This is a genomic window from Burkholderia sp. BE12, assembly GCF_002959955.1.
Lineage (GTDB): Bacteria > Pseudomonadota > Gammaproteobacteria > Burkholderiales > Burkholderiaceae > Burkholderia.
In genome coordinates this window covers 125326-148846 of sequence record NZ_PREY01000004.1, presented here as the reverse complement: position 1 = coordinate 148846, position 23521 = coordinate 125326, and the positions used below count along the sequence as shown (strand labels likewise).

Genomic DNA, 23521 nt, shown 5'->3' with positions numbered 1-23521 from the left:
CTGCGCGGCCCGCACGCCGAGGGCACGTGAGGCATCGCGATAAGACGACGACATCGCGCATTGCATGTAACGAACGCGTCTGATACGGCCCGCGAGCAGTGTATTTCGCGCCACGGGCCACCTAGCGTGTGCTTACTCCTGCTCGATCAGGAACCGCTCACGCCTTTTACCCTTAATCCAGCCCGGTTCGCGTCCGCGACCGCTCCACGTTGCGCCTGTCTTTGGATCACGATATTTGGGTGACACGCTGCTTTGAGCTGCACGTGTGCCAGATGCCGCCCGGCGACGCCCAAAGACTTGCTCAGGCGTTATTCCATATTCGGCCACGCGGGCGCGCACTTCCTGAAGAACGGTTTCAAGCTCCGCTTGCCGCGCTTCCTCCGCTTGCAGCATCAGTCGTTCCGCTTGGGCTTTCAGCTCGAGATACGTTGCCATCGAAGTTCCTCCTGTCGGATGTACTGTGACTATAGACGGTAATGTCACACTCAAACACGTGAAGCGAGAGCAATACGATGTGGCTACATAAGTTTAAATTTCAATCACCGACATGAATTAGCCGGTATCGGCCGGTGTTGCATGGAAAATTTGCAACGTCATCGTAAAATATCTACAAACTATTTCAATTTCAGAAATATCAAGCGAAATTTTGGTAATGCGTTTTCAAGAACGATGTGTGATACGTGCGAATGACATTTTGTCACGAAGACCGAACGCCTCTATCCTCCCGAGTTTGGTAGTTGACGATCCGCGATACACGAATCAACAATGCCGTGGCAAGCACCCGGCGTTCGATGGTGACTGCGATATGGACGGGCGGTAGTACAGCCAAATGGGCGTGTGGCGCAAGCGGGCCGTCTCGAGCGAAATGGTTTGTGGTGAGCGAATGCCGGTCCGACTCGAGAATGTTCGCACTCAGGTTGAGGTAAATCCATGGAGCAACGTGAGAATACGTGTCAATCCGATGAGAAGGTGGCGTGCACGCTGCCGACAGACGAATGTGCGGTGTTGCGCGAGCGACTGCGGCTTGCGGAACTGGAAATCGGCCGATTGCAAAACTGCCTGGGGCTCAAGACCCAGGAGCTTGACAGGTTAACTCGGGTTATTGTCAATTTCTCGATTGTTCATTGTGATGTTGAGACAAGATTGCAACGCGAGCTCGACGCGGCGCGCACCGGCGTGTGCGGCAACGCAATATCGAATTCCAATGCCTTCGTCAATGTTGATTCGTCGGATAGTCTCATCACTGTAAAGCTGCCTTATATAACGACCATTCTGTCCGTGTTGTTCGATAGCATGTTCGAATTCTGGGCTGACTGTGATCCTCAGCGCTTACCCAAATCCTCTGCTGTCGCGCATGCGATCGATGCGCGTCTGGGGCTGGCCGCTCAAACTAACGGCGAAGCTTCTCGCAGCGGTCAGGCATACGCGTCGGCAATTCGCCCCGATTGGGTCAAAGACGCGGATCGCCGACATCATCGCCACGGGCAGCGACACTGATCCGGCCACGGACTCGCGTTCCAGATGCAAATTGCCGCACGATTTAAGGCCGGCACCGAGCACCCCGCTCAACGGGTTTGGTCACTTTGCGAACGGTTGTATGCTCAATGATCATGGAATGGGGTATGACCGGCCGAGCTCGCAAACACGGCGGCAGAGCACGGGCTGAGCCAGGTCACATTGCGTAGCAACGCGCTGGCATCGCAGCCCAAACGCTCGAACGTCGAAGCGCGGAGATTGATGGCGCAGACGAGATAGTTCGCCGCATTCGCACGTTCGGCGATTGGCAGGGTTTCGAGTTCAAGCCCGGCGCGGCGGTAAAGGCGCGCTATCGCGTGAGAGAGCGCACCGATAATGCGCGTTGCACCTAATGAAGCTGCGATCGCGAGGACCGGTGGGAAGAACTGCATCCCGTTCGAGGGACCCATTGACCGAACGTGCCGGGTGCTGGCGGCAAATCGAGATAGCTCCCATACGGTGGGGGCGATGGGTAATGTGCAATTCGGTGAATGTGCGTGCAGCGTCTGGAGCAAATACGGTCTGGTCGTTTGCATCAGCCTCGCACAGCCGCAGACTTGTTCCATCGGATCCAGTAACACGACGTGGATCGTATCGCCTCGGTCGAAGTGGTCCCACTCGGTGGCGCTGACGGCGTCGGCATTGGGCAACTGCCAACCGAGGCGCTTAACGAAGATTTCATATCGGAATTCGCCAAGGCGGCGACGTAACGGGTGGGGTATATCGACAAGCCTGCCTGCAAAAATCGATTGCACGGTTTTTCCCTCGCACTCAAGAAACCGTGTCACGCTAGCAAGTAGGCAGTCTGAACGGAACTAGTGATCTAGGGAGGGTGTAGGTCGCAAAAGGCGCGTGCGGGTGCGCACACGGGAGTGCGAACGTTAGGTGTCGCTGCGATGTGTGTGCGCGAGACGCATCGAGTATTCCGACAGCGTAAGGCATGTGCGAGAAGGCGCGTGAGATGATACGGCGCGCCGGGCGGATGAACTGCCGATCAGACCAGAATCAATCCGTGGGCGGCCGCATACACGGCCGCGGCGGTTCGGCTATTGATGCGCAGGCTCCTCTTTGCCTCGTCGATGTGGTAGTCAACCGTATGGGGCGATATACCGAGAATGCCTGCGATCTCCCATGAGGATTTGCCGCGCGCGACCCACGCAAGACATTCCTTTTGGCGCGGGGATAGTTTGGGCAAGGGGCCGACGCAGCGCGGGCGGGTTAAGCGATTCAGCTCTTGATGAAACAATGCGCTAATGAGGCTTGCGAGCCGCAAATTGACTTCGGTCTTGATCTCCGGTGAGGGGCTTGCGAGATTGACGAGCAAGATGTTGCCATCGGGCTCGTGAATCGGGATGCTTACCCCATTAGCCAATCCGGCCTCGCGCGCTTCGTCGAGCACGCGCTGCTCGATGTGATTTAACCCCACTATATCGGTCCAGCGATAGGGCGTGGCGTGCACGAGTGCCATGCGATGAACGGGATCGACCGGACCATAGTCGTGCTTCGCATAATGAAAAACCCAATTATCGGGATAGCGCGCGTAAAGCGTGTCGACGGCCATCGCTACGCGCGAGCGAGCACGTGCGCGTGAGAGCCGGCTGACGGCAAAACGAGGAAACCCTAACGAAGCGGCCACATCACCGAAGAGCTTCACGAGTGACGAGAGATCCACGGTGTCGAGAAAGGATGTGGCCAGCGGCGCCCATCGCGCAATCGCGTGTGAAGGTTGCAGCGCCGCGACGGGCGTGTTGCCCACGCTGCAGGGAAATATCTGATCCACCGAGGTCCCTCACAGAAAATCGTCGCGCATCGGACCCGCGTGATGACCATGCGCGCAAAATTCAGGCTCAAACAACACAATGCTTGACAATGGCGCTTGTTTTACTCGTGACGGATATATGCGCGTTGTCCATCATTATTTTAGACGCTTGCGGGCCAATTATGGGTATCAATATTTAATGTCGTGATACATCCACGAGCAACCAACCAGTACACGCAGTAGGGGTATTCGGTATATCCGAGCCTCAGGTTGCGCGCTTGCCCATGGCCGCGTTCGAACGGCGCGTCTAATGAATGAGTAGCGTTGCTGCGGAAAAGCCGCCTACACCCTGCGCGTAGAGCACGAGCGGGGTGCCTGGCGCGAGCGCATGGCAGTCGGCAAGGTTGATAAAGGGATCGCTCACGGTCACATGTGCGATGCGCGAGAAGTTGCGAATAAAAAGACGCTCAGGCGGCAGATCCAGCGACTGGACAAGCCGCTGCCACGCCGGTAGATCGAGATGCGGTGGCAAGATGTAACACACATCGGCTAGCGCGATCGGAGCCTTGCTCGCGAGATGCGTGATGAGCTTTCTAGCGGCAAGCTGGTATTGGGCGACGGAATTCGGATCGGCTTGGCCGAGCATGCCGCGCCAACCTTGCCCGGTGGCATGCGTGGCTATCGCAACAAGGCGGTTGATACGGGCGTGGCGCTCGATCGTTGCGGAAAACGCCCCGTCGCCCAGAAGCGCGGAGGTACCCATGCGACGCTCTGCCTCAATGGGCATCGTGTCTGCTCCGACGAGCAGCACGCGATTGAGCGAGCGGTGCGCGGCGAATAGCGCGCGCACAATGCGCAGCGCGCCGAGCGAGGACGCGCAGTGCTGTTGGGCAAACGAAAACGACTGCGCGCGGGTGAACCCAAATCGCTCGCATAGCGCGCGTGGCAGTGACTGCGGCGGCGGCGCAATGCTGCCTTGCAGCGTATGGGTGTACAGGAGATAGTCGATCGAGTCTGGCGCGATCGGCGCGGTGCGCAACAACGACTCGACGGCTTTGACCGCGAGGCTGAGCGCACTTTGCTCATATGCCACGTGAAAATTGCATACGCCTGATCGTTCGAGCTTTGCGATGATCGTGTCGGGCTGGCGCGTACGGCGGCCCCATGCCCGGACCGTGTCGACACGCTCGGGCAGATAGTATGCGACATACGGAATACCGATCGACACGCCCGTCATCGACGGCTCCGACCGGGGTCACACGAGATGGCGGGCGCACCGCGCGCGTCAAGCAGTGCGCAGCCCACGTAGCCGCACACGCTCATCCCCCCTATCAGGAGATGACCGCGTGTAGGCAGCGTGTTGTCCGCGAGCCTCTCGGCCAGTTGGATGATCGGTTCTGCTGCACCGAGGTGCGCATCATGAAGGCGCGCATGGGTGTGCGCCTTCATGTTCAGACGATGCGATACGCGCTTGGTCCGTGTCGGATCGAGGTCCTGTCCGATGCCAGTGACATCGCACGCCGCGAGCGCGTGTTGCGCGAGCATCGCGTCAATGAGTTGCAGCAGAATCCGCTCCGAGGCGGAATCGGAATATGAGCGTTGACTCGACGGGTAGTCGGGCCGCACAGGGCATTGACGCGTTTGCGCGTCCATCACGCGAAAGCCGCGGGTTGTTGCCGTGGCTCGCTCAAGCAAAGCGGCGGCTGCGGCATCACCTTGCGCTGACCCCTGCGCGGTCCAGCGTGAAAACGGCGGTGTCCATTTTTCTGCCGCGACAATCAGCGCACACTGCACATCGGACTCGGCGACCATCAGGTCTCGGACGAGCTGCAATGCGGAAAATAGCGAGACGCCATGCTGCTGGGAGACGGAAAACGCAAAGCATGGTCCTACCACGCTTGCCAGACGCCCGGCCGTTGTAGTCGATACGTGCTCTTCCACGCTGCTGTGACAAAACACAATGATATCGATGGGGACAGCAGCCGGATGCCGGATGGCGAGTATCTCATTGGCGACGCGCACGGCGAGCCCCGATAGTTGCTCTTCGCGTTCGACGGGAATACGAAGCGACCGAGCGTGGTGATCGATACCATCATTGGCGCTGGCCACCGGTGTATCGAATGCACCGAAGTCAGCACGCCAGGCCGTGATCCAGGCATCCCAGCCGGTGCGAGTCGCGGTGTGTGACGCCGTGAGCTCAGCGTCTGCCGATCGCGGCGCACGCGTGAGCGCTATGGTGGGCGGCACATAGGTACTCAGTGCGGTAATGATTGGCGACATCATGGCGCACGTCAGGCTAGATTGTCCGGAAGCAGATCGTAGAGTAGACGCCCCACGCGCTGGCCGGCGATGACATGGCAGTTGCGCTGCAGGCCGATCAGGCGAAAACCCAGGCGTGCGAGTAGGCGTTGTGATCGCACATTCGTCTGAACGGCCCAGGCGCTGATGCAGTGCAGCCGATCCAGTTCGAAGCCGTCGCGCAGCACGCGTCGGGAAGCGTCGAATGTCATGTTCGCGCAAGTAGGGCGCAAAGGATCACGCAGCACCCAGAACGAGCCCAAACCGAAGCGATGCGTGATATCGCTAATCGCCACCAAACCGCTCGGTTCGGCAGTCCCGAGCGAGCCAAATACGCATATGCGGTGCCGTTCGCTTTGCACCATCGCCTGGACGGCGAGTGCGCTCAATCCTTGCCGACCCAGTCCGAAATCGAACCACTGCGCGATCGGGGGGCGAGCAAGCCAGCGCGTGATATCGCGAGCGTCTTCTGAATTTGCATTGCGCAGCCAGCAACCAATCGACGATCTCGCGGCAACCCTGGAGCGTGCGTCGCAGCGCCGCCGCGGGCGTTTCTCCTCGTTCATGCCTGCGCTCCCGTTGCAGAGCGAGGCGAGCTGAGGCCATCGAGCTGGCCGAGTGCTGCGTCGACTTGCCTGAGCAACATGGCAAACCAGTGACATGTTGCCAGGCGCGCAGCAGGCGCCAGCCCCTCGACATAGCCATGAGCGCCGCAGAACTGAACGAGCTCGTGCGTGAATTCAACAGATTCGGCTGCGACATGTCGGGCTAGCTGGCGCACCAGTGTGAGTGATGTGCCGGGCTGCGCAAGCGCGAGCATGCGCACAAAAAGTTGCGTGCCTTGCACTGCAATAAGCATATCGGCCAGGCGTATAGCAACACGTTGATGCATCACCAACGGTTTGCGAAATGCCTGCCGCTCCGCCCCGTAGCTCAGTGCAAACGTCACACCGTGCTGCATGGTGCCGCTGAGCAGGGCCGACAAATAGAGCGCGGTGTTGGTGAGCCACGTCTGGGCCGGCGACACGCCGTGCGCGTCGGGCCGCTCGAGCGTGACCAGCGCAGCGGCATACAAAGCGTCGTCGCAGCGCAACTGCTCAAGCGTCAGTGCGCCAAGGCAGGTGACGTGTCGCCGAGCGAGCTTGGACCGGGCACACGTCGATTCGATCAGGGTAACGCCAGGTGCAGCCGGCGCGGGAATCAATGTCAGCGCTGGCGGGGCGGTATGGTCACACAGGCGCCAAAGCGTGGCGGTACGAAAATCGGGCACGGTAAGCGCAATCGGGCGTGTGCCATCGAAGTATTCGCCGATTCGAGCGAAACCGAGCGACTGAAGCGCATCGTGTGCGCGCAGCGTCATGAGTGCAGGAATGCTCTGCGTCAATTGCACGGCGCGCTCGATAGGCCCGCAGGCCAGCGCGCCGAGAATGCAGGACAGATCGTGGTGGTTGATGGCCATGCCACCAAGCTCCAGCGGCAAAATCATGGTACCCAAATCGAGTGCGCGTGCTTGCTTGACGATCTCGTGCCAGGCCTCTTGTGAGGGTGCTTGTGAGAGCAGCGGCTCAAGTTGTTCGCGAGCAAAACGTTGGCTTGCCGCGACGAGCGCGCGCTGATCCTCGGACAGATGCCACGAGTGTGGCGCGAGGTCGGATAACGAAAAGTCGGGCTGGTGCATCGCAGTTCTCCGTGTACGGAATTCAGACGAGCATCTCGAGTGCCTCGGGGTGGCCGAGGAAGTCTCCGGGACTTGCCGAGCGGGCGTAGGCGCCCGATTGCAGAACCACCACGAAGTCGCCAATTTGCGCGCTCGGGAGAAGCACATCGTCGGCGATGCGATCCAGCGGCGTGCACGAGCACCCAACGATGTGGCACCGCTCGACCGGTAGATCATTGAGCCGATTGCCGAGCAGCACCGGGAAATTGCGGCGCAACACTTGTCCAAAATTGCCGGAGGCCGCGAGATGGTGATGCAGACCACCATCGGTGACGAGGAAGGTGGTGCCGCGCGAGACTTTGCGGTCAATAATGCGACATACGTAGATACCCGCTTCTCCAACCAAGTAGCGCCCCAGCTCGAGGACAGGCACTGCCCCGGGCAACGCCCGTTGGAGCTGTGCGAGCCACGTATGCATGGGCTGGGTGACCGCATCCAGATCAAGCGGCTTATCCCCGTCGAAATAGGGGATGCCGAAACCGCCGCCAAGATTCACATATCGGGGTGGTGTCGGCAAATCGCGGCCAAGCCTGATAACAAGCTCCGCGCTGTGTTGCTGCGCTTTGACGATGGTTGGTGCGTGCAGGCACTGCGATCCCCAAAAGATGTGAAAACCGGCCAATGTCACCTCGCGCGCGGCAAGTTCCTGCAGCAATGCCGGCACTTGTTCGACGTCCACGCCGAACTGGGCGGCACCCCCGCCCATGCGCATGCCGCTGTGGCTGACGTGAAAATCCGGGTTCACGCGAAGGGTGACCTTCGGCTGCACGCCCAATTCCCAACCAATCGCGGTGACCAGATGCAACTGAGTGGCGGACTCGATATGAACGTTCACACCGTAGGCCACCGCGCGTCGCAGCTCGTCGCGCGCTTTGCCGGGCCCTGCAAAGCCGATTTGATCGGGCGACGTGCCTGCGTTAAGTGCCAGCGCCATCTCGCCGGCGGATGCGACATCAAACCCATCGACGCGGGTCGCCAGATGATGCACGAGCGCTGGCATCGGGTTGGCCTTGACGGAGTAATGCAAATGAACCGAAGCCGGCAGCTTTGCGCGCAACAGGCGCACACGGGCGTCGATTGCCGCGCGCCCGTAAGCAAAAAAGGGCGTTGATCCGGCACAGTGAGCCAAGCGGGCGACGTCGATGCCGTCGACTGTCAAGACGCTGCTACGGTTGATCAACGACGCGTTCATACGGACCTCGCTTGGTCTTGAGCTATGGGTTGGGCGAGCGCATTTCGCAGTGCTGTGCGATCAAACTTGCCGTTTGCGTTGCGCGGCACGTCGGTTTGCACGACGATGCGCTTCGGCACCATGTAGCCCGGCAAATGTTGCGTGCACCATGCCATGAGTGTTTGCGGGACAAAGGGTTCGACCGCCGGCACGACAACCAGCGCTATGGCCTCGCCCAGCGCATCATCGGGCACGCCCACGGCGACCGCTTCGGCCACGAGTTCGCTGCGGTGCACAGTCTCTTCGATTTCTTCTGGACTGATCCGGTAGCCGGAACTCTTGATTTGCGCGTCGTTGCGCGCAATGAAGTAGAGAAAGCCCTTTTCGTCGCGTCGTACGAGGTCACCCGACCACACGGCAATGTCCGGTATGGCTCCACCCGCCTTGGGTTCGGGCGAGGGCCGATAGCGCTCGGCCGTTCGAGCCGGGTCGTTCCAGTAGCCCATCGTCACGCACGCGCCCACATGGACGAGCTCGCCCGTCTCGCCGGAGGCGCAGGGTGTGCCGTCCGGATGCACGACCAGGATTCGGGCGTTGGGCACGGCCTTGCCGATCGAGTCAGGGCGACGGTCGACCTCGGACGGATCGAGGTACGTCGAGCGGAATGCCTCGGTCAACCCATACATCAAGTAAGGTTTTGCTTGGGGAAAGAGCGTGCGTAGGCGGTGCAATGTCGGAACGGGTAGCCGGCCGCCGGTGTTGGCGAAATAACGCAGCGTGGTGCGTGCCGCGTGCGGCCAGCTCGCGCGCGTCAATTGCATCCACAGCGGCGGCACGCCCGTGAGGGCCGTAATACGCTCGTGCATGCAGGCGTCGATAACGCCTTGCGGGCTGAGATAATTGATGAGAACAACGGTTGCGCCGGCTGCCCACGCAGATGTGAGCTGGCTCAGACCCGCGTCGAAGCTGAGCGGCAGCGCCGCGAGAATCCGGTCGGAGCTCGTATGCTGCAGATAATGGGCGACGCTCCACGCACCCTCGAGCAGATTGCGATGGCTGAGCATCACGCCTTTGGGCAAGCCGGTAGAGCCCGACGTGTACAGAATAGCTGCCAGGTCCGTGTCGATTGCCGTTTCTGCTATGGGGCCGGTGTCGCTCAGCGGGCCGAAAGTGTGCGCACTGACACACGCACTCCAGCTATGAACGCAGCCATTCCCGCGCGACGCATGCTCGGTCACATCGATTGAGTCGGTCACGATCGTATGCGGCACGCCGGACAGCCCGTTCTCGGCGAGCAGGCGCGCGCGCAATGCGCTCGTAATCAGGCAGCTCGCACCGCAGTCACGCAGAATATGGGCGACCTGCTGGGGCTTCAGAAGCGGATTGATGGGAACGAACACGCATTGGGCAGCGGCCGCACCAAGCAGCGAGACGACCGTTTCGATGCGCTTGTCCAGGAAGATGCCGACTCGTGAGCCCGGCACGATTCCTATCGAGACGAGGCCACGGCCGAGCATGCTGGCGCGCGTTGCCAGGTCCTGGTAGCTCAAACTGGTGTTCGCGAAAACGATTGCTGACGATTCGGGCGTATGCCGCGCAGCAGTGAGCACGAGATCGAGTATGTTTCGCATGGTAAGGTCAACGGTGAATGGTTGAGGAGTAGGCCCGTGTCAGTGATGAATCACCATGGCGCCGAAGCAACCGGCAAGGCCGCTGGAAAAAAGCAAGGACCACTCGCCGGCTTGCGCGCGACAAGTCTGAAAATTGATGAATGGATCCGCACCGAATACGTGGCCGAGCGCGGCGAAGTTCGGCACGAATAGTCGCGTTCGCGGAATGGAGAGCATCGTCATTAACCTCATCCATCCTGGTAGATTCACGTGGTGCGGCAACACGTGGGCGATATCGCCCGTCGTGATGCCGGCTTGGCGGATCGCTGCGCGCATGGTCGTGAATGCGGACCAGTAATACCGATCGTCAGCGATCGGCTGCAAGGTCTCATCAGTGCCGCGAGAAAAGCGCGCGTCGGTATACAAGTGCAAACCACTGATGATGTTGCGTTGCGCGCTGCGCTCGAGCAGCAAGGCGCACGCTCCGTCACTATGCAATGCGAGGTCATGGATTGCGCGCAGTTGATCGCAACCGGAGCCGATGACGTCGGCGCATACGACGATCGCACGTTCGATTGAGGGTTCTCGTGCGGCAAGCGTGAGCAGCACGCGAATAGCTGCCATCGGTGACACGCACTGCTGCTGCGTGATGGAGAACGTCAACGCGCGAGTGATCCCAGTGCGGCGCTGAATGTAATGAGCGCTACCGGCGGGCGGTGCGAGTACGCTCGTCTGGATCGTATGTGTATAGACGAGTGCATCAATGGCCGACCCCGGGGTTGAGGTGTCGCGTAATAGCGTTGTGACAGCACGTGCGGCAAGGCTGACGGGCGACTCGCCCGCGGCATCATAAAATTGCGCGGCGCCATGAGCGCGCAAAGCGATAACGCGCGAAGCCGGTAGACCACAGCGTGACGCCCACTGCTGAACGTTGACGATGCGTTCCGGAAGACAGTGAGCGACGCCTGAAATCGAAAAAGGCTGCGTTGTCATGAGCGCACACCCCGGAATTCGAGGATCGCACAGGCACTTTGGCCTTGAAATCCCGTGGACCACACAAGCACACGCTGACCGTCACGTGGCGAAATCACCCCGAGCAGATCATCAAGGCGTGCCGGTGTCTGTGCCGCACATAGATGGCTTTGGCGGCCGTCGCCCATGCCCATGACACGCTCTGGCGCCAGTTGGCATCGGGCACAGACGGTGCGAATGACCGCACTGTCGACCGTAGACGGGAGAATCCAATCGATTTGCGCGGCACGGAGTGCGGCGCGTGACAACGACTTGTTGATCGCCCCGACGAGCATGGGCGAATCGAGGCTTGTATTTACGGTGTCCTCGCAACTCAGTTGCGTACCAGGCGTGCAGATTGAAAGACCGCGGACACGCCATCCTGGCATCGAGCTGCGAGCGATCAGCACGGCAGCAGCGCCGTCGGCAAGCGAGATCCGCGCGCCGACCTGCTGGGACAACGCACGGTGCCAGCACTCGGCCGCGACAATCAGCACGGTGTTCAGTGTGGTATCCGTGTTCATCATCGCAAGCGCCACGTCCACCGCTGTCAGAAACGACACATCCTGGAGTTGCCCGATCGCGAAGGGCGCGCGGCTGGAGCCGAGTTCGCAGTGCAAGCGTCCTGCGCAGGACAGGGCCAAATCATGTTCGAAGCTTGTCGTGCAAACGATGATCTGGTCAGGGGCAGGCCGCGCCGGTGCAGTGGGGCAGATCATGCGCGCCACGCGTAGCGCCATGTCCGACAGCGACAAATTCGTTTCGGTTGCGATGCGGTTGTCTGGCCGAAAAGTGGCTTCGGTCATCGAGCCGTTGTCGCCGCATGGTGCGCATTGAGCGCGCCAACGCAGCGTATCGGCGTAGAGCACATGCATGACGGTGTCGAGCGCGCTCGGTTGTGCGGACGAGATCGTCTCGGCCACCGCACGATCAACGTGGCGCCGAAGCGGCACGTATTGCGCGGTGGCAACGATTCGAGGCTCGGCGCTCGTGGAGTCAGTTCGATGAAACATGGGAAGTGACGAACCCGACGAGATTGTCGAACCGTACAAAGAGGTCGCTGGACAGATCTTCCGGGTCCAGAACAAATCCGAAGCGTTGCTCGAGCTGGAGCAGAAGATCGGTCATGTTCATGGAATCCACACCAAGATCGAACAGATTCGTATCGTTGTTGATGAGCTCGGCGCTCAGATGAGTGCCCAGTACTGAGAGCAGGCAATCTTTGACCGAAGCGGGGATATCGCCGTGACGACTTGATTCGAGATGAGAGCTCATGAAAGTCTCCAGTAACGGTTCTAAGACGAAATCATGCTCACATGCATGCGGGGCGATGCACGGACGCACTTGGTTGGATCGTCTCCCACGGCGGGCGTGACGCACGCTGGGCGGCCCGAGCAATCATTAGGCGTTGCATGTCTCCGGTGCCTTCCATAATGTCGAACGCTTTGGCATCTCGGCAGCTTTGCTCCAGCGAGGGGAAACGGGCGATGCCGTCCAGACCGACTAGCGTGAGGGCCGTACGAGTGACGTGCGCGGCCATGCGTGCGGCGTACGCCTTTGCGATCGAAGCATGCATGGCGTTTGTGATGCCTTGGTCTGCATACCATGCAGCGTGATGGCAGAGCAGATAGGCTGTCGTGATATGCCGGTCGAGCTCCAAAAGACTCGCTTGTACGTTGCTCGCGCCGCAGTGCAGATTGACGGGACGTGCGCCTGCTTCGAGATAGGTGGCGAGTTCGTCGCGCACGCGTCGACAGGCGCCGATCATCACAGCGGACAGAAGCGGCCGAAAATAGTCCCACGACTGTTGCGCGCCTGAGAACGCATCGCTAAGCGGCGTCTCATGGTCGCGCGTGAGCCGAGCGTCGTCTGGCACCTCGCAGTCGGTAAAGGACAGCACAGCCAGTTGGGTCACGCGCAAGCCGACCATGCGTTCGATGCGCGTCACCGCGAAACCCGGGGTGTCTTGTGCAACGCGAAACGCCCTGATGCCAAAGCGGCCCGCGTTTCGATTGATTGTCGCAAACGTGATAACGGTGTCAGCACGCGCACCATTCGTGATGAAGCACTTGGTTCCGTTAAGGACCCAGCCATGGGCCGTCTTGCGTGCCGACGTGCGCATGGCTGTTGCGTCGGATCCGCAGTCGGGCTCGGTGATCGCAAATGCGCCCCAGCGTGGCGTATCGCTTTGAAAGCGCGCGAAGAACGCTGCCTGCTGCTCACGATTGGCGAGCGCAAGAACAGGTGGCATCGCCAGTCCGGGGCCGGGAAGCGCGAGCGCAAGCGCCGCATCCGCGTAGCCGAGATGCTCCATTAGCATGACGCGCGAGACGAGCGATTGGGCCTGCGGGCACCCGCCGTACTCCTGCGGAACGAGGTTCAGATTCAGCGCCCGTACCGCATCGGAATGCCAGAACGCATCAGGGATTTGCCCGGTGCGGTCGGCTTCGTCGCGATGCAAGCGCATCTGCGAAGTAAGGCGGTCGAGGTCCAGGCCAAACGCCGCGAGGCTCGCCTTGAGCACCGCTACGGTGGGAGATTGTTGGGATCCTTGCGATGAGTTGGGCATATGCGATCTTCCCGGATGGCGCACCGGCGCCGAGCAGTTGAGCTGTATGGAGACCACGCTCACGCCATATCCATACTGCTCGATCTGCAGCGTAGGCATTCTCGGCGATGCTCGCTACCTCCCAAGGTTGGGAGGGTATGGACGGCTGGCAGCGACGCCTGATTCTCGCCAGGCGATTTACGGATGTCCGATAATGGCGCCGATAGGAAATGACGAAGGCTAACCACGGACTTGAGGGACATGGCAGGACGACAACGGACAGCGCGCAAGACACAGTTGGTGCAGCCGGACAAGCGCGGCCCGCGCACGACCAAGCGTGGCGATCAGGTAGCCGATTCGATCAAAGGGTGGATCAACGACGGTCGGGCGCGGCCCGGCAAGCGCCTGAGTAAGGAAGCCGAGCTGCAGCAAATGTTCAACGTCAGTCGTGGCTCGATGCGCGATGCGCTCAAGGCGCTGGAGGTGCAGGGGCTGGTTAGCCTGAGCACTGGGCCCGAAGGCGGAGCGACAATTACTCGTGTGCCGCTCGCGCGGGCGTTCCAGTCGCTGCAGAACTATCTGTTTTTTGAACAGATCACGCTGGAGGACATTTACGCGGTGCGGCGAACGCTTGAGCCCATGGTGGCCGCGGGCGCAGTGGCGTATTTGACGGATGCGGATTTCGAAGCACTCGAGCGCAGCATTTCAGTGTGCGAACCATTCGTGTCCGGTCACGAGCAAGCGCTTGATCAGCGTTGTGAGGACATTCATTTTCACGACGTGCTTGCTGCCGCGCATCCCAACGCGTTTTTGCGTTGCCTTTGCCAGATCATCAACCAGATGCTGCACTCACTGGTGATCGTGGCAGGGAACGTCACGCAGCGGGACTATCAGGCGTTTGGGCGGACGACTGTCGCCGCACATCGCGCGATCTTAGATGCCGCAAGGCGGCGTGATGCGCAGGCCGTCGAGCGATTGATGGTCGAACATATGGACGAGGCCGAGGCGCAGTTGCGCAAGGTACATGCGGCACTGAGGCAAAAGCTCGTGCTGGACTCCGAGCTTGATTTGCATGTGGATCGCGACATGTGCTGACCTGGTTTGGCTCCGTGGTCAGGGAATGGAGGCTTGGATCGCTGACGCTCGATTGCGCTTGCGCCAAGTTACAAGGCGCTACGGCGAAGAGCGATATATTTATTATAATAAATACCCGAAAGGGGAGGTATGGCGCGAAGCGCGCTGCCTGCGCGCAGATCCTATTTTCTACGTATTCTTCGGGTAAACACCAGCGTCGCGCTGATTGACAGTGTTGTATCTGCCTCGTAGATTCCCTGACAATAAATTGGCTGGCTGAGCGCACACAGCACGCGAAGGGCTATCGTTCCGCTCGTCAATACACGCTCACGGGCCTCCCTCAATCTCGTCATCAGATGGCTTAGGATGGGCGTGACGCGGAGGATAAATGGGAAGATGTGGTTGCGGGCTGCGTCGGTAGCGGCTCGTGGTGTTTTCACGAGCTTGGTGGATTCAGCGAAGGTTCATGCGATCTTCCGCGCCCTTGAGCAACTGCGAGAGAGGGGTATCGAGCGCAGCAGAGAGAACCAGCAACGCGTCGATTTTCGCGACTATTTGAGCACGCTCAATTAACGAGACGGTGTTCGGATGGACGTTGGCGCGCAGCGCGAGACCGACCTGGGTAAGTTTCTTCATCTTGCGGCGCGCGCGGATCTCATTTCCGAGGGCCTCGATAAATTTTTCTGTGGTCATGCGGACTCGATGGGACAGGGCACATCGAGTATCCCGGAAGGTGCGCCCAGAAATTCACAACAGATTGTGAATTTTGCTTGCCTGTTTTTGGATTCACAATGTATTGTGATATTTGAGTCGCGCGCCATCAGGGTGCGCCGCTGAACAGAATGGCCTGCCTTGTGGGTTAGACGCTTTGGCATACCGATGCACGGTTGCAAGCGTCGGAGGATCCCCGGGCTTCAGAATTTCGCTTTTGGAGACGATATGTTAGGACTATTGAATATTTTGAATTATGTATCTTTGTTAATTTTGGTCGCCCTTGGCCTCGCAATCGTGTTTGGCATGATGGACATCGTGAATCTTGCACACGCAGAGTGGGTCACGATGGGGGCATACACCCTTGCTGTGGCGCAATCACTCGGTGGTCAACACGCGTTTTGGGTTGCGCTGATCGTGGCACCGATCGTTGGCGCGGCGCTGGGTTGGTGTCTCGAACGCTTTGTTATCCGGCTACTTTATGACCGACCACTGGACACGCTTCTGGCGACTTACGCGGTCAGTCTGATCGTTCAGAAGGTGCTGGAGCTCGTTTTCGGTACACAACCGATGCTCGTCTATGCGCCATTCAACGGAACCATCGACGTGCCGGGCGGCGGCTATCCCGCATATCGGATGTTCGTGATCGGTGTGGCATTGGCCGTCACCGTGGGGTGCTGGCTACTTTTTGCTCGAACGCGCTTTGGGACGAAGTTGCGTGCGGTCATTCAACATCCTGCGATGGCAGAGGCCGCCGGCATCAATACCACGCGACTCAATCGAGCAGCATTTTGTGGCGGTGCGGCGCTCGCCTCGCTTGCCGGTGTGCTTGTCGCGCCGATGGTGTCGGTGGAGTCCCATCTCGGGGTGTCCTATCTGGCCAAGGCATTTTTCGTGATTGTACTCGGTGGTATCGGCTCGGTCGCCGGCAGTGTGCTCGGTAGTGCCTTCGTTGGCACGATCGAAACCTTGCTCAGCTATCGCGTTGATCCTTCGCTTGCCTCAGCGATCGTCCTGATCGTCTCCATTGTCCTGATCCGCTTCCGCCCACAAGGCTTGCTTCCGGGTTTCAGTGCTGCTCACCAGCTTCTCGAAAAGGGGTAAGGCGATGTTCGACCGTCATCTTTCGCGTGCCCGTACCTGGTTGTCGCAGCCAGCACTGAGCCGCACGGATCTCTCTCCTGTCGCGATAGGGTTTGCGTTGGCGGTTGCCGGCGTGATTCTTCCTGTTGTCGTGGGCGTCTATCAACTCACCGTGATACGAGACGCGCTGGTGTTGGCGATATTGGCGCTCAGTTATGACCTTCTTTGGGGCAAGGCGGGCGTTCTGACGCTTGGGCATACGACCTTCTTTGGGCTTGGCGCATATGGGTTTGCCGTGGCCACCGTCCAGTTTGGTCAAGCGCCGCTTGTTGGGATCCTCGCGGGGCTCACATGTGCGGCCATCGTGGCAATCGTTCTCGGCTACTTTCTGCTGTATGCGGGTGTCAGATTGCATTTCTTTGCCATTCTCAGCATGGCCGTTCTGATCATCGTGCAGCAGGTGGCCACGAGTTGGCAGTCCATCACGGGGGGGGATACCGGTTTGCTCGGCATTCCGGGGTTGTCCCTCCAGCTCGGGAGGTTCGCAGTGGATCTCAGTAGCCCGGTGGCGTCCTGGTATGTCGTCACGGCTGTACTCGTTCTGATCCTAAGTGCGACGTGGCTGCTCTGTCGAAGTCGCTACGGGAAGGTGCTCACAGCGATTTCGACCAACGAGTGGCGTGCACAAGCGTGCGGGTACCACACATCGTGGCATTTGCTGTTGACATTCGTTGCCTCAGGGGTGGTAGCTGCGGTTGCCGGCTGCCTGATGGCAGCATGCGCTGGCGTCGTGGCCCCGGACGTATTTTCTCCGGTACTGGCCACTGAAGTCATCCTTTGGGTTGCCGTGGGCGGCCGCGGCACTCTTGGTGGACCGGTGATGGCAGCTGTTGCATTGACGCTCCTTAAGCATTCCGCGTCCAGTCTTAGCACGCAATGGTGGCCGTTGGTACTCGGCGCGATCTTCTTGATGTGTGTGCTGTGCTTGCCGAACGGCATTCGGATCGGTCGTTTAGTCGCGCGGTTGCATCACGTCGCACGATTTCGGATCGGACGTGTGCCCCAGCATTGCGCCAAGCGAGCCGAAGGAGGGCAGTGATGGAAACGCCGCTTATGAAGGGCATCGGGCTACGCCGCGCGTTCGGTGGCATCAATGCGATCGCAGGCGTTGACGTCGAAATCGGCCCACGCGACCTGATCTGCGTCATTGGCCCGAATGGGGCTGGAAAGAGCACGCTAGTGGGACTGTTATCCGGCGCGGTTATCCCAGGGGCGGGAGAGCTGTATCTGTCTGGGGAGCGGATGACTGGCCGGCCTATGTATAAGTATTGCCGGCGTGGCGTTGTCCGGAAATTCCAGGGGACCAACGTTTTTCTCACGATGAGCGTTCGGGAAAACCTGGAAGTCGCCGCGCTCGGCGTTGCGGCTCGCAGGCCATCAGTGATGCGAGAGATCGATTCCGTTCTGGACGAGATCGGACTCACGTCGCAGGCAGACGTGCTCGCCATGCATCTCCCGCACGGAGAGCGCCAGTGGCTGGAGATCGGTATGGCCATGATGTGTCGGCCGGCGCTGTTGTTGCTCGACGAGCCTGCTGCGGGATTGTCCGCTAATGAGGTTCAGCGGCTCGTGCGTCTTCTTCATCGTTTGCGCGAACAATGTGCGGTGCTTGCCATCGAGCATGATCTGAGTTTCGTTCAGTCGCTTAAGTGCGACACGTGGGTTATGCATCGTGGAGAAATTGTTCGGCAGGGCAGCTATGACGACATCGCCAGGGACGAAGAAATCCGACGCATTTATCTTGGGCAAGGAGCGGACCATGCTGCACATTGAAAGTCTGTCGGCCGGATACGGCGAAATCTCGATTTTGAGTCAGATTGACCTTACCGTTCAGCCTAATGAAGTTGTCGGCGTGCTGGGATGTAATGGCGCGGGTAAGTCAACGCTTGTCAAGGCCATCATGGGGCTGTTGCCGCGCGTGAGTGGTGATATTCGCTTCGGCGGACGGGCCATTCAGGGTTTGCGCACGCATGAAATCGCACGACTGGGCATCGGCCTGGTGCCGCAGGGACGGTGGATTTTCCCCAAGCTCACAGTGCGGGAGAACTTGGCAATCGGTACCGCGGCCGCTGGTGACGGCGAGATTCTGGACGAGGTGTTCGAGTATTTCCCAGTATTGAAATCAAGACTTGCTCAGCATGGAGGGACATTGTCAGGAGGCGAACAGCAGGTCCTGGCCATCGCGCGAGCGTTGTGCGGCCGACCGAAGTTGTTGCTGTTGGACGAACCCTCGGACGGCGTGCAACCAAATCTTGTTGAGCTGATCGGTGACGTGATTCCGACACTTTGTCATCGATCGAAGCTCGCCGTGCTTCTGGTCGAGCAGAACCTCAATCTGGTATTGCGCTGCGCGCAACGATGCATCGTTCTGAAAAACGGTCGACTCGTGCATGCAGGTGCAGTCGAGCCCCGACACGGTACTAGCGGCGCCCACCCTCTGGCTCACTTCCTTTCACCTGCTGCGGAACAAACCATGGGTTCGTCGGCAGCGTCTATTGAATGAAATGATCATGAATCGACGCGATTTTTCACGTATGACGATGCTCGCTGCGGTCGGCGCATTGGCTACCACTGCATATCCGACGCGCGCGCGTGCGGTGGCACCCATCAAGATCGGATTACTCGCGCCATTGAGCGGGCCGCTCACCCGCGTGGGTGAAACAAATCGACATTGTGCCGCGCTTGCCATCGAAGAAATCAATGCAGCGGGCGGACTGCTGGGGCGTCCGTTGCAACTGGCTGTCGAGGACACGCAGATGTCGACGACCGTGACGCTCGAGAAAGCGCGGCAGCTCCTTATGCGCGATGAAGTGGCAATGATTACGGGCATGGTGTTGCCCGCCGAACGCGAAGCAGCGTTGCAGGCGGCCAGGGGCGCGGCTCGCCTTGTTGTCTACCCGAACTTCGACGAGGGGCGCTGTGATCCGCAGTTGTTGAGCACGGGTCTCAGTGTCGCGCAGCGGGTCGAGCCGCTCATTGGATGGTTAATGCGTGCCGGCGGCAAGAGCGTGAGCGCGGTGGTCTCGGATGTCGGCAGCAACCGTAAGGTACTGATTCCTTCGCTGGAGGCGGCAGTTATGCGCCACGGCGGTCGGTTTCTCAATGTGTACTGGCTGCCGTTCGGCACGCGTGACTATGGGGCGGTGCTTCAGCGGATTGCTGGGGAGCAGCCGCAGCTTGTTTGGCACAGCGTCGGCGACGATCCGGTGACGTTCGTCAAACAATATCGGTCATTTGCGATGAAGCCGCAGTTGGTGACGGATATTGCGCACGAGTCGCTGTCGATTGCTACTGCTGGTGCATCGACGGGCATCATTGGAGTGTCATCCTACTTTATGAGTCTCGATAGTTCCGAAAACCGAACCTTCCTTGCACGTTATACCGCGCGCGTGGCCGACACTCATGTTCCCCGATTGGACTCTTATGCGGTGATGCTTCCGCACGGCGAATGCACGTACGCAGGCGTCCGGCTCTTCGCGCAGGCCGTGCGTGCAGCCGGCAGTCTCGATGTGGCGCGCATCAAGTCCGTTTTGCCGGGCATTTCACTGGATTTGCCGCGAGGCAAGGCGGGTGTGAGCCAAGGCGGCGACCACGTTACTTGTGAGGCACGTATTGCTCGGGCGCGCGCCGACAACAGCTTTGCGGTTTTGGACTCGATCGGGCCGATCCAAGCAGTGTGTCAGAGGTAGAGCAGTCTCGAGATGCTTCTATCAATTTAATTTGATCAATTAGGAATACATATGAATGACATTGCATCGATGAGTGCGGAAGAGTTGATTATTGAGTATCGACGTCATGCGATTTCTCCGCTTGAGAGTATGAAAGCGGTCCTGGACCGCGTTGAGCGTTTCAATCCCCTTGTGAACTGTATGTGCGCCCTTGACAAGGAGGCGGCGCTGGAGGCGGCGCGCGAATCGGAGCGGCGCTGGATGCGGCGTGAGCCGTGCGGGCTGCTGGATGGTGTGCCTGTATCGGTCAAGGATCTGATCGATGTAGCCGGATTTCCGACGCGATACGGATCGTTGACGACGCCGGACACACCCCAGCGCGAGGACGGCCCCGCCGTGGCGCGTCTGCGGCGTGCCGGTGCGCTGCTCTTTGGCAAGACGACCACTTCGGAATACGGCAACAAGATCGTGACTGATTGTCCGCTGACCGGTATTACGCGCAATCCCTGGGACCGGCGTCTGACGCCAGGTGGCAGCAGCGGCGGTTCATCAGTGGCAATCGCGCTCGGTATGGGGCCGCTCGCGCTTGCGACTGATGGTGGTGGGTCGATTCGTGTGCCCGCCTGCTGGACTGGGGTGGTGGGGTTTAAACCAACGTTCGACCGCGTTCCGACAGGCGTGGCCGGTTCGTGGACGCGCCTGTCTACGTTCGGGCCGATGGCGCGCAATGTGCGCGACGCAGCGTTGATGCTTAGCGTGGTAGCCGGTCAACGTGGATCTGGACCATCAGGCTATGTTGCCCCGCAGGATTATCGAGTCGGTCTGGAAGAGGGCGTCGCGGGGCTGCGTATTGCATATTGCCCGTCCATCCCGGGCGTCACCGTGGACCCCGTGATTGCCGCGAGTGTGTCGCACGCCGCAGAGGTGATCGAAACATTGGGCGCACACGTCGAGCAAGTCGACGTAAAGCCGCTCGGCGACTATCTGGGTAGTCGCATGCACGCGATCCAATGGTCGGTGTTTTTTGCGCAGCGCGCCTGCGGATTGACGGAGCCGCAACGCATGCAGCTCGATGCGGACGTGCAAGCGCTTGTGCGGGCCGGTTTGCGCGTCACGGCGCTCGAGCTTGCCGACGCATTGCGTGCGCGCCACGCGCTCGGCGTCGAGATGGCGGCGTTCTTCGAGCGCTATGACTTGCTTGTGACGCCAGTGTTCCACTGTGGGCCACTGCCCGTTCCAGGTCTGCCTGAGACGCTGCTCACGGCACCTCAGCAGACGTCGTGGTGCAACCAAACTGGGCTGCCCGCCATCAGCGTTCCTTGTGGATTGCCCGCAGGGCTGCCGACCGGCGTTCAGATTGTTGGCCCCTTACACGGAGATGCCCTTGTGCTGCGCGCGGCACGGGCTTATGAGTCTGCACGCGGGACGTTCCCCATACCGGCCGCAGCACCGGCCGAGAATGCGATGGTCGCTGAGGTATGACCGTGAACACACAGATTGAGAAGATTGTTGTTCACGTGATCGAACGGCGCGCGGAGCTTGGTATCGCGGTCCATCCGGCGCATCGCCAAGCGATTGCAGCCGCGGTTCTGACGTCGAAGAACTGGTGTACCGATACTTCGCTCGAACCTCTGTACGAAGTTGGTGCGGAGCTCGGGACGTTATTGAGCGAGCGCGCGAGAGACGCCCTTGACACACCGCGCGCGCAGATTCAGGCGTATGGCAAGGCCGCGCTCGTGGGCACTGCCGTGCCGCTTGAGTGTGCGGCGGCGATCCTGCATCCGCGTATGGGCAAGGCAATCCGTGCGTGTCTGCCCGGCACCATATCGCTTATCCCGTCTGTTACCAAGCGCGGTGCGGCCGGCGCATGCATGGATATTCCTGTGCATGGTGCTCTTGATATGTGGAGCTTTGATCACTTTGACACGGCGTCGCTCGTTGTGCCGGATTCACCTGCACCGCATGAGATCGTGGTGGCCGTCGCGCTGTCCGAGCGAGGGCGGCCGCTTGCGCGCATCACACCGGCGTAGCGCATACACGTGTTTCGGCAAAAGAAAATAAATGACAGCGAGGAGAACCAATGCAGAAAGCGTTTCGTGGTTTAGGCCGGGTATGTGCGATGGCGATGGGGATATGGGGTTTCGCGACGATCGCACACGCTCAATCTTCAGTGTCGCTTTACGGGTTGGTCGATGCTTTTGTTGGCGACACGCACATGCCGGGCAGCGCCGGAAGTGCCTGGCAGGTCAGTTCAGGCGGGATGACGACTTCATATTGGGGCCTGTCCGGGTCCGAGGATTTTGGACGTGGGATGAAGGCGGTATTCTCGTTGGAGAGCTTTTTTAGGGTCAACAGCGGTCAGATCGGATCGTTCAATGGCCAGTCATTCTTTGGCCGCAACGCTTTTGTCGGATTGAGCGGGCGTTTCGGTGAGGTGACGATAGGCCGCAATACGGCGCCGTTGTTCGTATCGACGCTGCTGTTCAATCCGTTTGGCAACTCGTTCGCGTTCTCGCCGATAGTGGCGCACAGCTATCTGGGTTCGGCCATGGGCGCGGCATCGGTACAAAGCGATACCGCGATCGACAATTCCATGCTGTATCAAACACCGGAGGCGGGCGGATTGTCGGGGAGTTTTCTGTACAGCAATGCAGGCGTGGTGGGGCACGCGGGACAGGCGAACTACAGCGTGAATATGCTCTACTTCGCGGGCCCGTTTTCGGCAACCGCTGCAGTACAAAGTCTGCATACCGCCTCACTTTTTCTCAACGGAGCGACAGCACAAACTGCTTGGCTCGTCGGGGGTGCCTATCGACTCCACGCGATGAAGCTCATGTTTTTGTACGAACACGTCGACAACAACAGCGAAGTAAAGGACGACACAGTGCAGATGGGGGCGAGCGCTCGAATCGGCACGGGCAGTGTGTTGATTTCGTGGGCGGGTACGCGTCGACGCCCCGCTGTTGGTTCCGCGCTCCGTTGGTCGACGCTCGCCTTGGGCTACGACTATCCGCTATCAAAACGCACGGATATCTATGCGGCTTGGCGATACGACTGCATCACGGGCGTATCGTCGGGTAATAGCTTGGGGGCTGGAATGCGGATGCGATTTTGATTCACCTACGATGCTACGGGGCGAGAGCGGGATCATTCATCAATCGTTCGCGAAGACCCGCGACCGGCGGTTCCAGGCGGCGTCACTACGTAGTTGCGTTTCAGTGCAACGTGCGCGCTCGTATGAGGTATGAACTGGCCGTCGGCGGCGCGCATAGGCCCATTCTTCGGTCGTTAAATGC

24 protein-coding genes are annotated in these 23521 nt (G+C 59.8%); 10 read left to right on the top strand and 14 right to left on the bottom strand.

Features of this window, described 5'->3' with window-relative positions; all coding sequences use genetic code 11:
* Nucleotides 1–132 precede the first annotated feature (132 nt).
* Nucleotides 133–435, bottom strand: a complete 303-nt coding sequence (locus tag C4B30_RS05995; protein ID WP_089501020.1) for an H-NS histone family protein — start codon at nucleotides 433–435, stop codon at nucleotides 133–135.
* 495 nt (nucleotides 436–930) lie between these two features.
* Between C4B30_RS05995 and C4B30_RS05990 the strand changes: the two genes are divergently transcribed.
* Nucleotides 931–1497, top strand: a complete 567-nt coding sequence (locus C4B30_RS05990) for a hypothetical protein (protein WP_105132035.1) — start codon at nucleotides 931–933, stop codon at nucleotides 1495–1497.
* A gap of 104 nt (nucleotides 1498–1601) precedes the next feature.
* On the opposite strand, the gene C4B30_RS05985 is transcribed toward C4B30_RS05990, so the two are convergent.
* From C4B30_RS05985 to C4B30_RS05930, 12 genes are all read right to left on the bottom strand, one after another.
* The gene (locus tag C4B30_RS05985) at nucleotides 1602–2270 is read right to left on the bottom strand and encodes an acyl-homoserine-lactone synthase (RefSeq protein ID WP_105132151.1); all 669 of its coding nucleotides are present in this window, start codon (nucleotides 2268–2270) and stop codon (nucleotides 1602–1604) included.
* Nucleotides 2271–2509: 239 nt separating this feature from the next.
* The gene (locus tag C4B30_RS05980) at nucleotides 2510–3295 is read right to left on the bottom strand and encodes an autoinducer binding domain-containing protein (RefSeq protein ID WP_105132034.1); all 786 of its coding nucleotides are present in this window, start codon (nucleotides 3293–3295) and stop codon (nucleotides 2510–2512) included.
* 286 nt (nucleotides 3296–3581) lie between these two features.
* On the bottom strand, nucleotides 3582–4511 hold the full coding sequence (locus tag C4B30_RS05975; protein WP_105132033.1) for a 3-oxoacyl-ACP synthase: 930 nt from the start codon (nucleotides 4509–4511) through the stop codon (nucleotides 3582–3584).
* Entirely contained in the window at nucleotides 4508–5557 is a 1050-nt protein-coding gene (locus C4B30_RS05970) for a 3-oxoacyl-ACP synthase (RefSeq protein ID WP_105132032.1), read from the bottom strand. The genes C4B30_RS05975 and C4B30_RS05970 overlap by 4 nt, the downstream gene beginning before the upstream one ends.
* Nucleotides 5558–5565: 8 nt before the next feature.
* On the bottom strand, nucleotides 5566–6138 hold the full coding sequence (locus tag C4B30_RS05965) for a GNAT family N-acetyltransferase (protein WP_105132031.1): 573 nt from the start codon (nucleotides 6136–6138) through the stop codon (nucleotides 5566–5568).
* The gene (locus C4B30_RS05960; RefSeq protein WP_105132030.1) at nucleotides 6135–7250 is read right to left on the bottom strand and encodes an acyl-CoA dehydrogenase family protein; all 1116 of its coding nucleotides are present in this window, start codon (nucleotides 7248–7250) and stop codon (nucleotides 6135–6137) included. Before C4B30_RS05960 ends, C4B30_RS05965 begins: the two co-directional genes overlap by 4 nt.
* A 22-nt stretch (nucleotides 7251–7272) precedes the next feature.
* On the bottom strand, nucleotides 7273–8481 hold the full coding sequence (locus C4B30_RS05955) for a pyridoxal-dependent decarboxylase, exosortase A system-associated (protein WP_105132029.1): 1209 nt from the start codon (nucleotides 8479–8481) through the stop codon (nucleotides 7273–7275).
* The gene (locus C4B30_RS05950; RefSeq protein ID WP_105132028.1) at nucleotides 8478–10091 is read right to left on the bottom strand and encodes an acyl-CoA ligase (AMP-forming), exosortase A system-associated; all 1614 of its coding nucleotides are present in this window, start codon (nucleotides 10089–10091) and stop codon (nucleotides 8478–8480) included. Before C4B30_RS05950 ends, C4B30_RS05955 begins: the two co-directional genes overlap by 4 nt.
* A 39-nt stretch (nucleotides 10092–10130) precedes the next feature.
* Nucleotides 10131–11063, bottom strand: coding sequence for a 3-oxoacyl-[acyl-carrier-protein] synthase III C-terminal domain-containing protein (locus C4B30_RS05945; RefSeq protein ID WP_105132027.1), 933 nt, complete (start codon nucleotides 11061–11063; stop codon nucleotides 10131–10133).
* On the bottom strand, nucleotides 11060–12094 hold the full coding sequence (locus C4B30_RS05940) for a 3-oxoacyl-[acyl-carrier-protein] synthase III C-terminal domain-containing protein (RefSeq protein WP_105132026.1): 1035 nt from the start codon (nucleotides 12092–12094) through the stop codon (nucleotides 11060–11062). The genes C4B30_RS05945 and C4B30_RS05940 overlap by 4 nt, the downstream gene beginning before the upstream one ends.
* Nucleotides 12078–12356, bottom strand: a complete 279-nt coding sequence (locus C4B30_RS05935; RefSeq protein WP_089501032.1) for an acyl carrier protein — start codon at nucleotides 12354–12356, stop codon at nucleotides 12078–12080. The genes C4B30_RS05940 and C4B30_RS05935 overlap by 17 nt, the downstream gene beginning before the upstream one ends.
* A 37-nt stretch (nucleotides 12357–12393) precedes the next feature.
* Nucleotides 12394–13650, bottom strand: coding sequence for an acyl-CoA dehydrogenase family protein (locus tag C4B30_RS05930; protein ID WP_105132025.1), 1257 nt, complete (start codon nucleotides 13648–13650; stop codon nucleotides 12394–12396).
* A gap of 240 nt (nucleotides 13651–13890) precedes the next feature.
* Between C4B30_RS05930 and C4B30_RS05925 the strand changes: the two genes are divergently transcribed.
* Nucleotides 13891–14724 (top strand): FadR/GntR family transcriptional regulator, encoded by an 834-nt coding sequence (locus C4B30_RS05925; RefSeq protein ID WP_105132024.1) that lies wholly within the window; start codon nucleotides 13891–13893, stop codon nucleotides 14722–14724.
* 432 nt (nucleotides 14725–15156) lie between these two features.
* Here the strand turns inward: C4B30_RS05925 and C4B30_RS05920 are convergent, their stop codons facing one another.
* Nucleotides 15157–15396 carry a helix-turn-helix domain-containing protein gene (locus C4B30_RS05920; RefSeq protein ID WP_027781984.1) on the bottom strand — a complete coding sequence of 80 codons (240 nt, stop codon included), beginning with the start codon at nucleotides 15394–15396 and terminating at the stop codon, nucleotides 15157–15159.
* A 246-nt stretch (nucleotides 15397–15642) separates the two neighbouring features.
* Here C4B30_RS05920 and urtB point away from each other — a divergent pair, with 246 nt between their 5' ends.
* Genes urtB through C4B30_RS05880 form a run of 8 tightly spaced genes read left to right on the top strand, consistent with a single transcriptional unit; the run spans nucleotide 15643 to nucleotide 23340 of the window.
* Nucleotides 15643–16518: an urea ABC transporter permease subunit UrtB gene (gene urtB, locus C4B30_RS05915; RefSeq protein WP_105132023.1), complete on the top strand. Its 876-nt coding sequence runs from the start codon at nucleotides 15643–15645 to the stop codon at nucleotides 16516–16518.
* Between the two features lie 4 nt (nucleotides 16519–16522).
* On the top strand, nucleotides 16523–17596 hold the full coding sequence (locus C4B30_RS05910; protein WP_105132022.1) for a branched-chain amino acid ABC transporter permease: 1074 nt from the start codon (nucleotides 16523–16525) through the stop codon (nucleotides 17594–17596).
* Nucleotides 17596–18330 (top strand): ABC transporter ATP-binding protein, encoded by a 735-nt coding sequence (locus tag C4B30_RS05905; RefSeq protein ID WP_105132021.1) that lies wholly within the window; start codon nucleotides 17596–17598, stop codon nucleotides 18328–18330. Before C4B30_RS05910 ends, C4B30_RS05905 begins: the two co-directional genes overlap by 1 nt.
* Nucleotides 18317–19060: an ABC transporter ATP-binding protein gene (locus C4B30_RS05900; RefSeq protein ID WP_105132020.1), complete on the top strand. Its 744-nt coding sequence runs from the start codon at nucleotides 18317–18319 to the stop codon at nucleotides 19058–19060. The genes C4B30_RS05905 and C4B30_RS05900 overlap by 14 nt, the downstream gene beginning before the upstream one ends.
* A gap of 7 nt (nucleotides 19061–19067) precedes the next feature.
* Complete coding sequence (locus C4B30_RS05895; protein ID WP_105132150.1) at nucleotides 19068–20246, top strand: ABC transporter substrate-binding protein; 1179 nt, start codon at nucleotides 19068–19070, stop codon at nucleotides 20244–20246.
* A gap of 51 nt (nucleotides 20247–20297) precedes the next feature.
* Nucleotides 20298–21707 carry an amidase family protein gene (locus C4B30_RS05890; RefSeq protein WP_105132019.1) on the top strand — a complete coding sequence of 470 codons (1410 nt, stop codon included), beginning with the start codon at nucleotides 20298–20300 and terminating at the stop codon, nucleotides 21705–21707.
* A 2-nt stretch (nucleotides 21708–21709) separates the two neighbouring features.
* Entirely contained in the window at nucleotides 21710–22255 is a 546-nt protein-coding gene (locus tag C4B30_RS05885) for an amino acid synthesis family protein (protein WP_089502277.1), read from the top strand.
* A 50-nt stretch (nucleotides 22256–22305) separates the two neighbouring features.
* Nucleotides 22306–23340 (top strand): porin, encoded by a 1035-nt coding sequence (locus C4B30_RS05880; RefSeq protein ID WP_089501038.1) that lies wholly within the window; start codon nucleotides 22306–22308, stop codon nucleotides 23338–23340.
* Nucleotides 23341–23521: the final 181 nt, after the last annotated feature.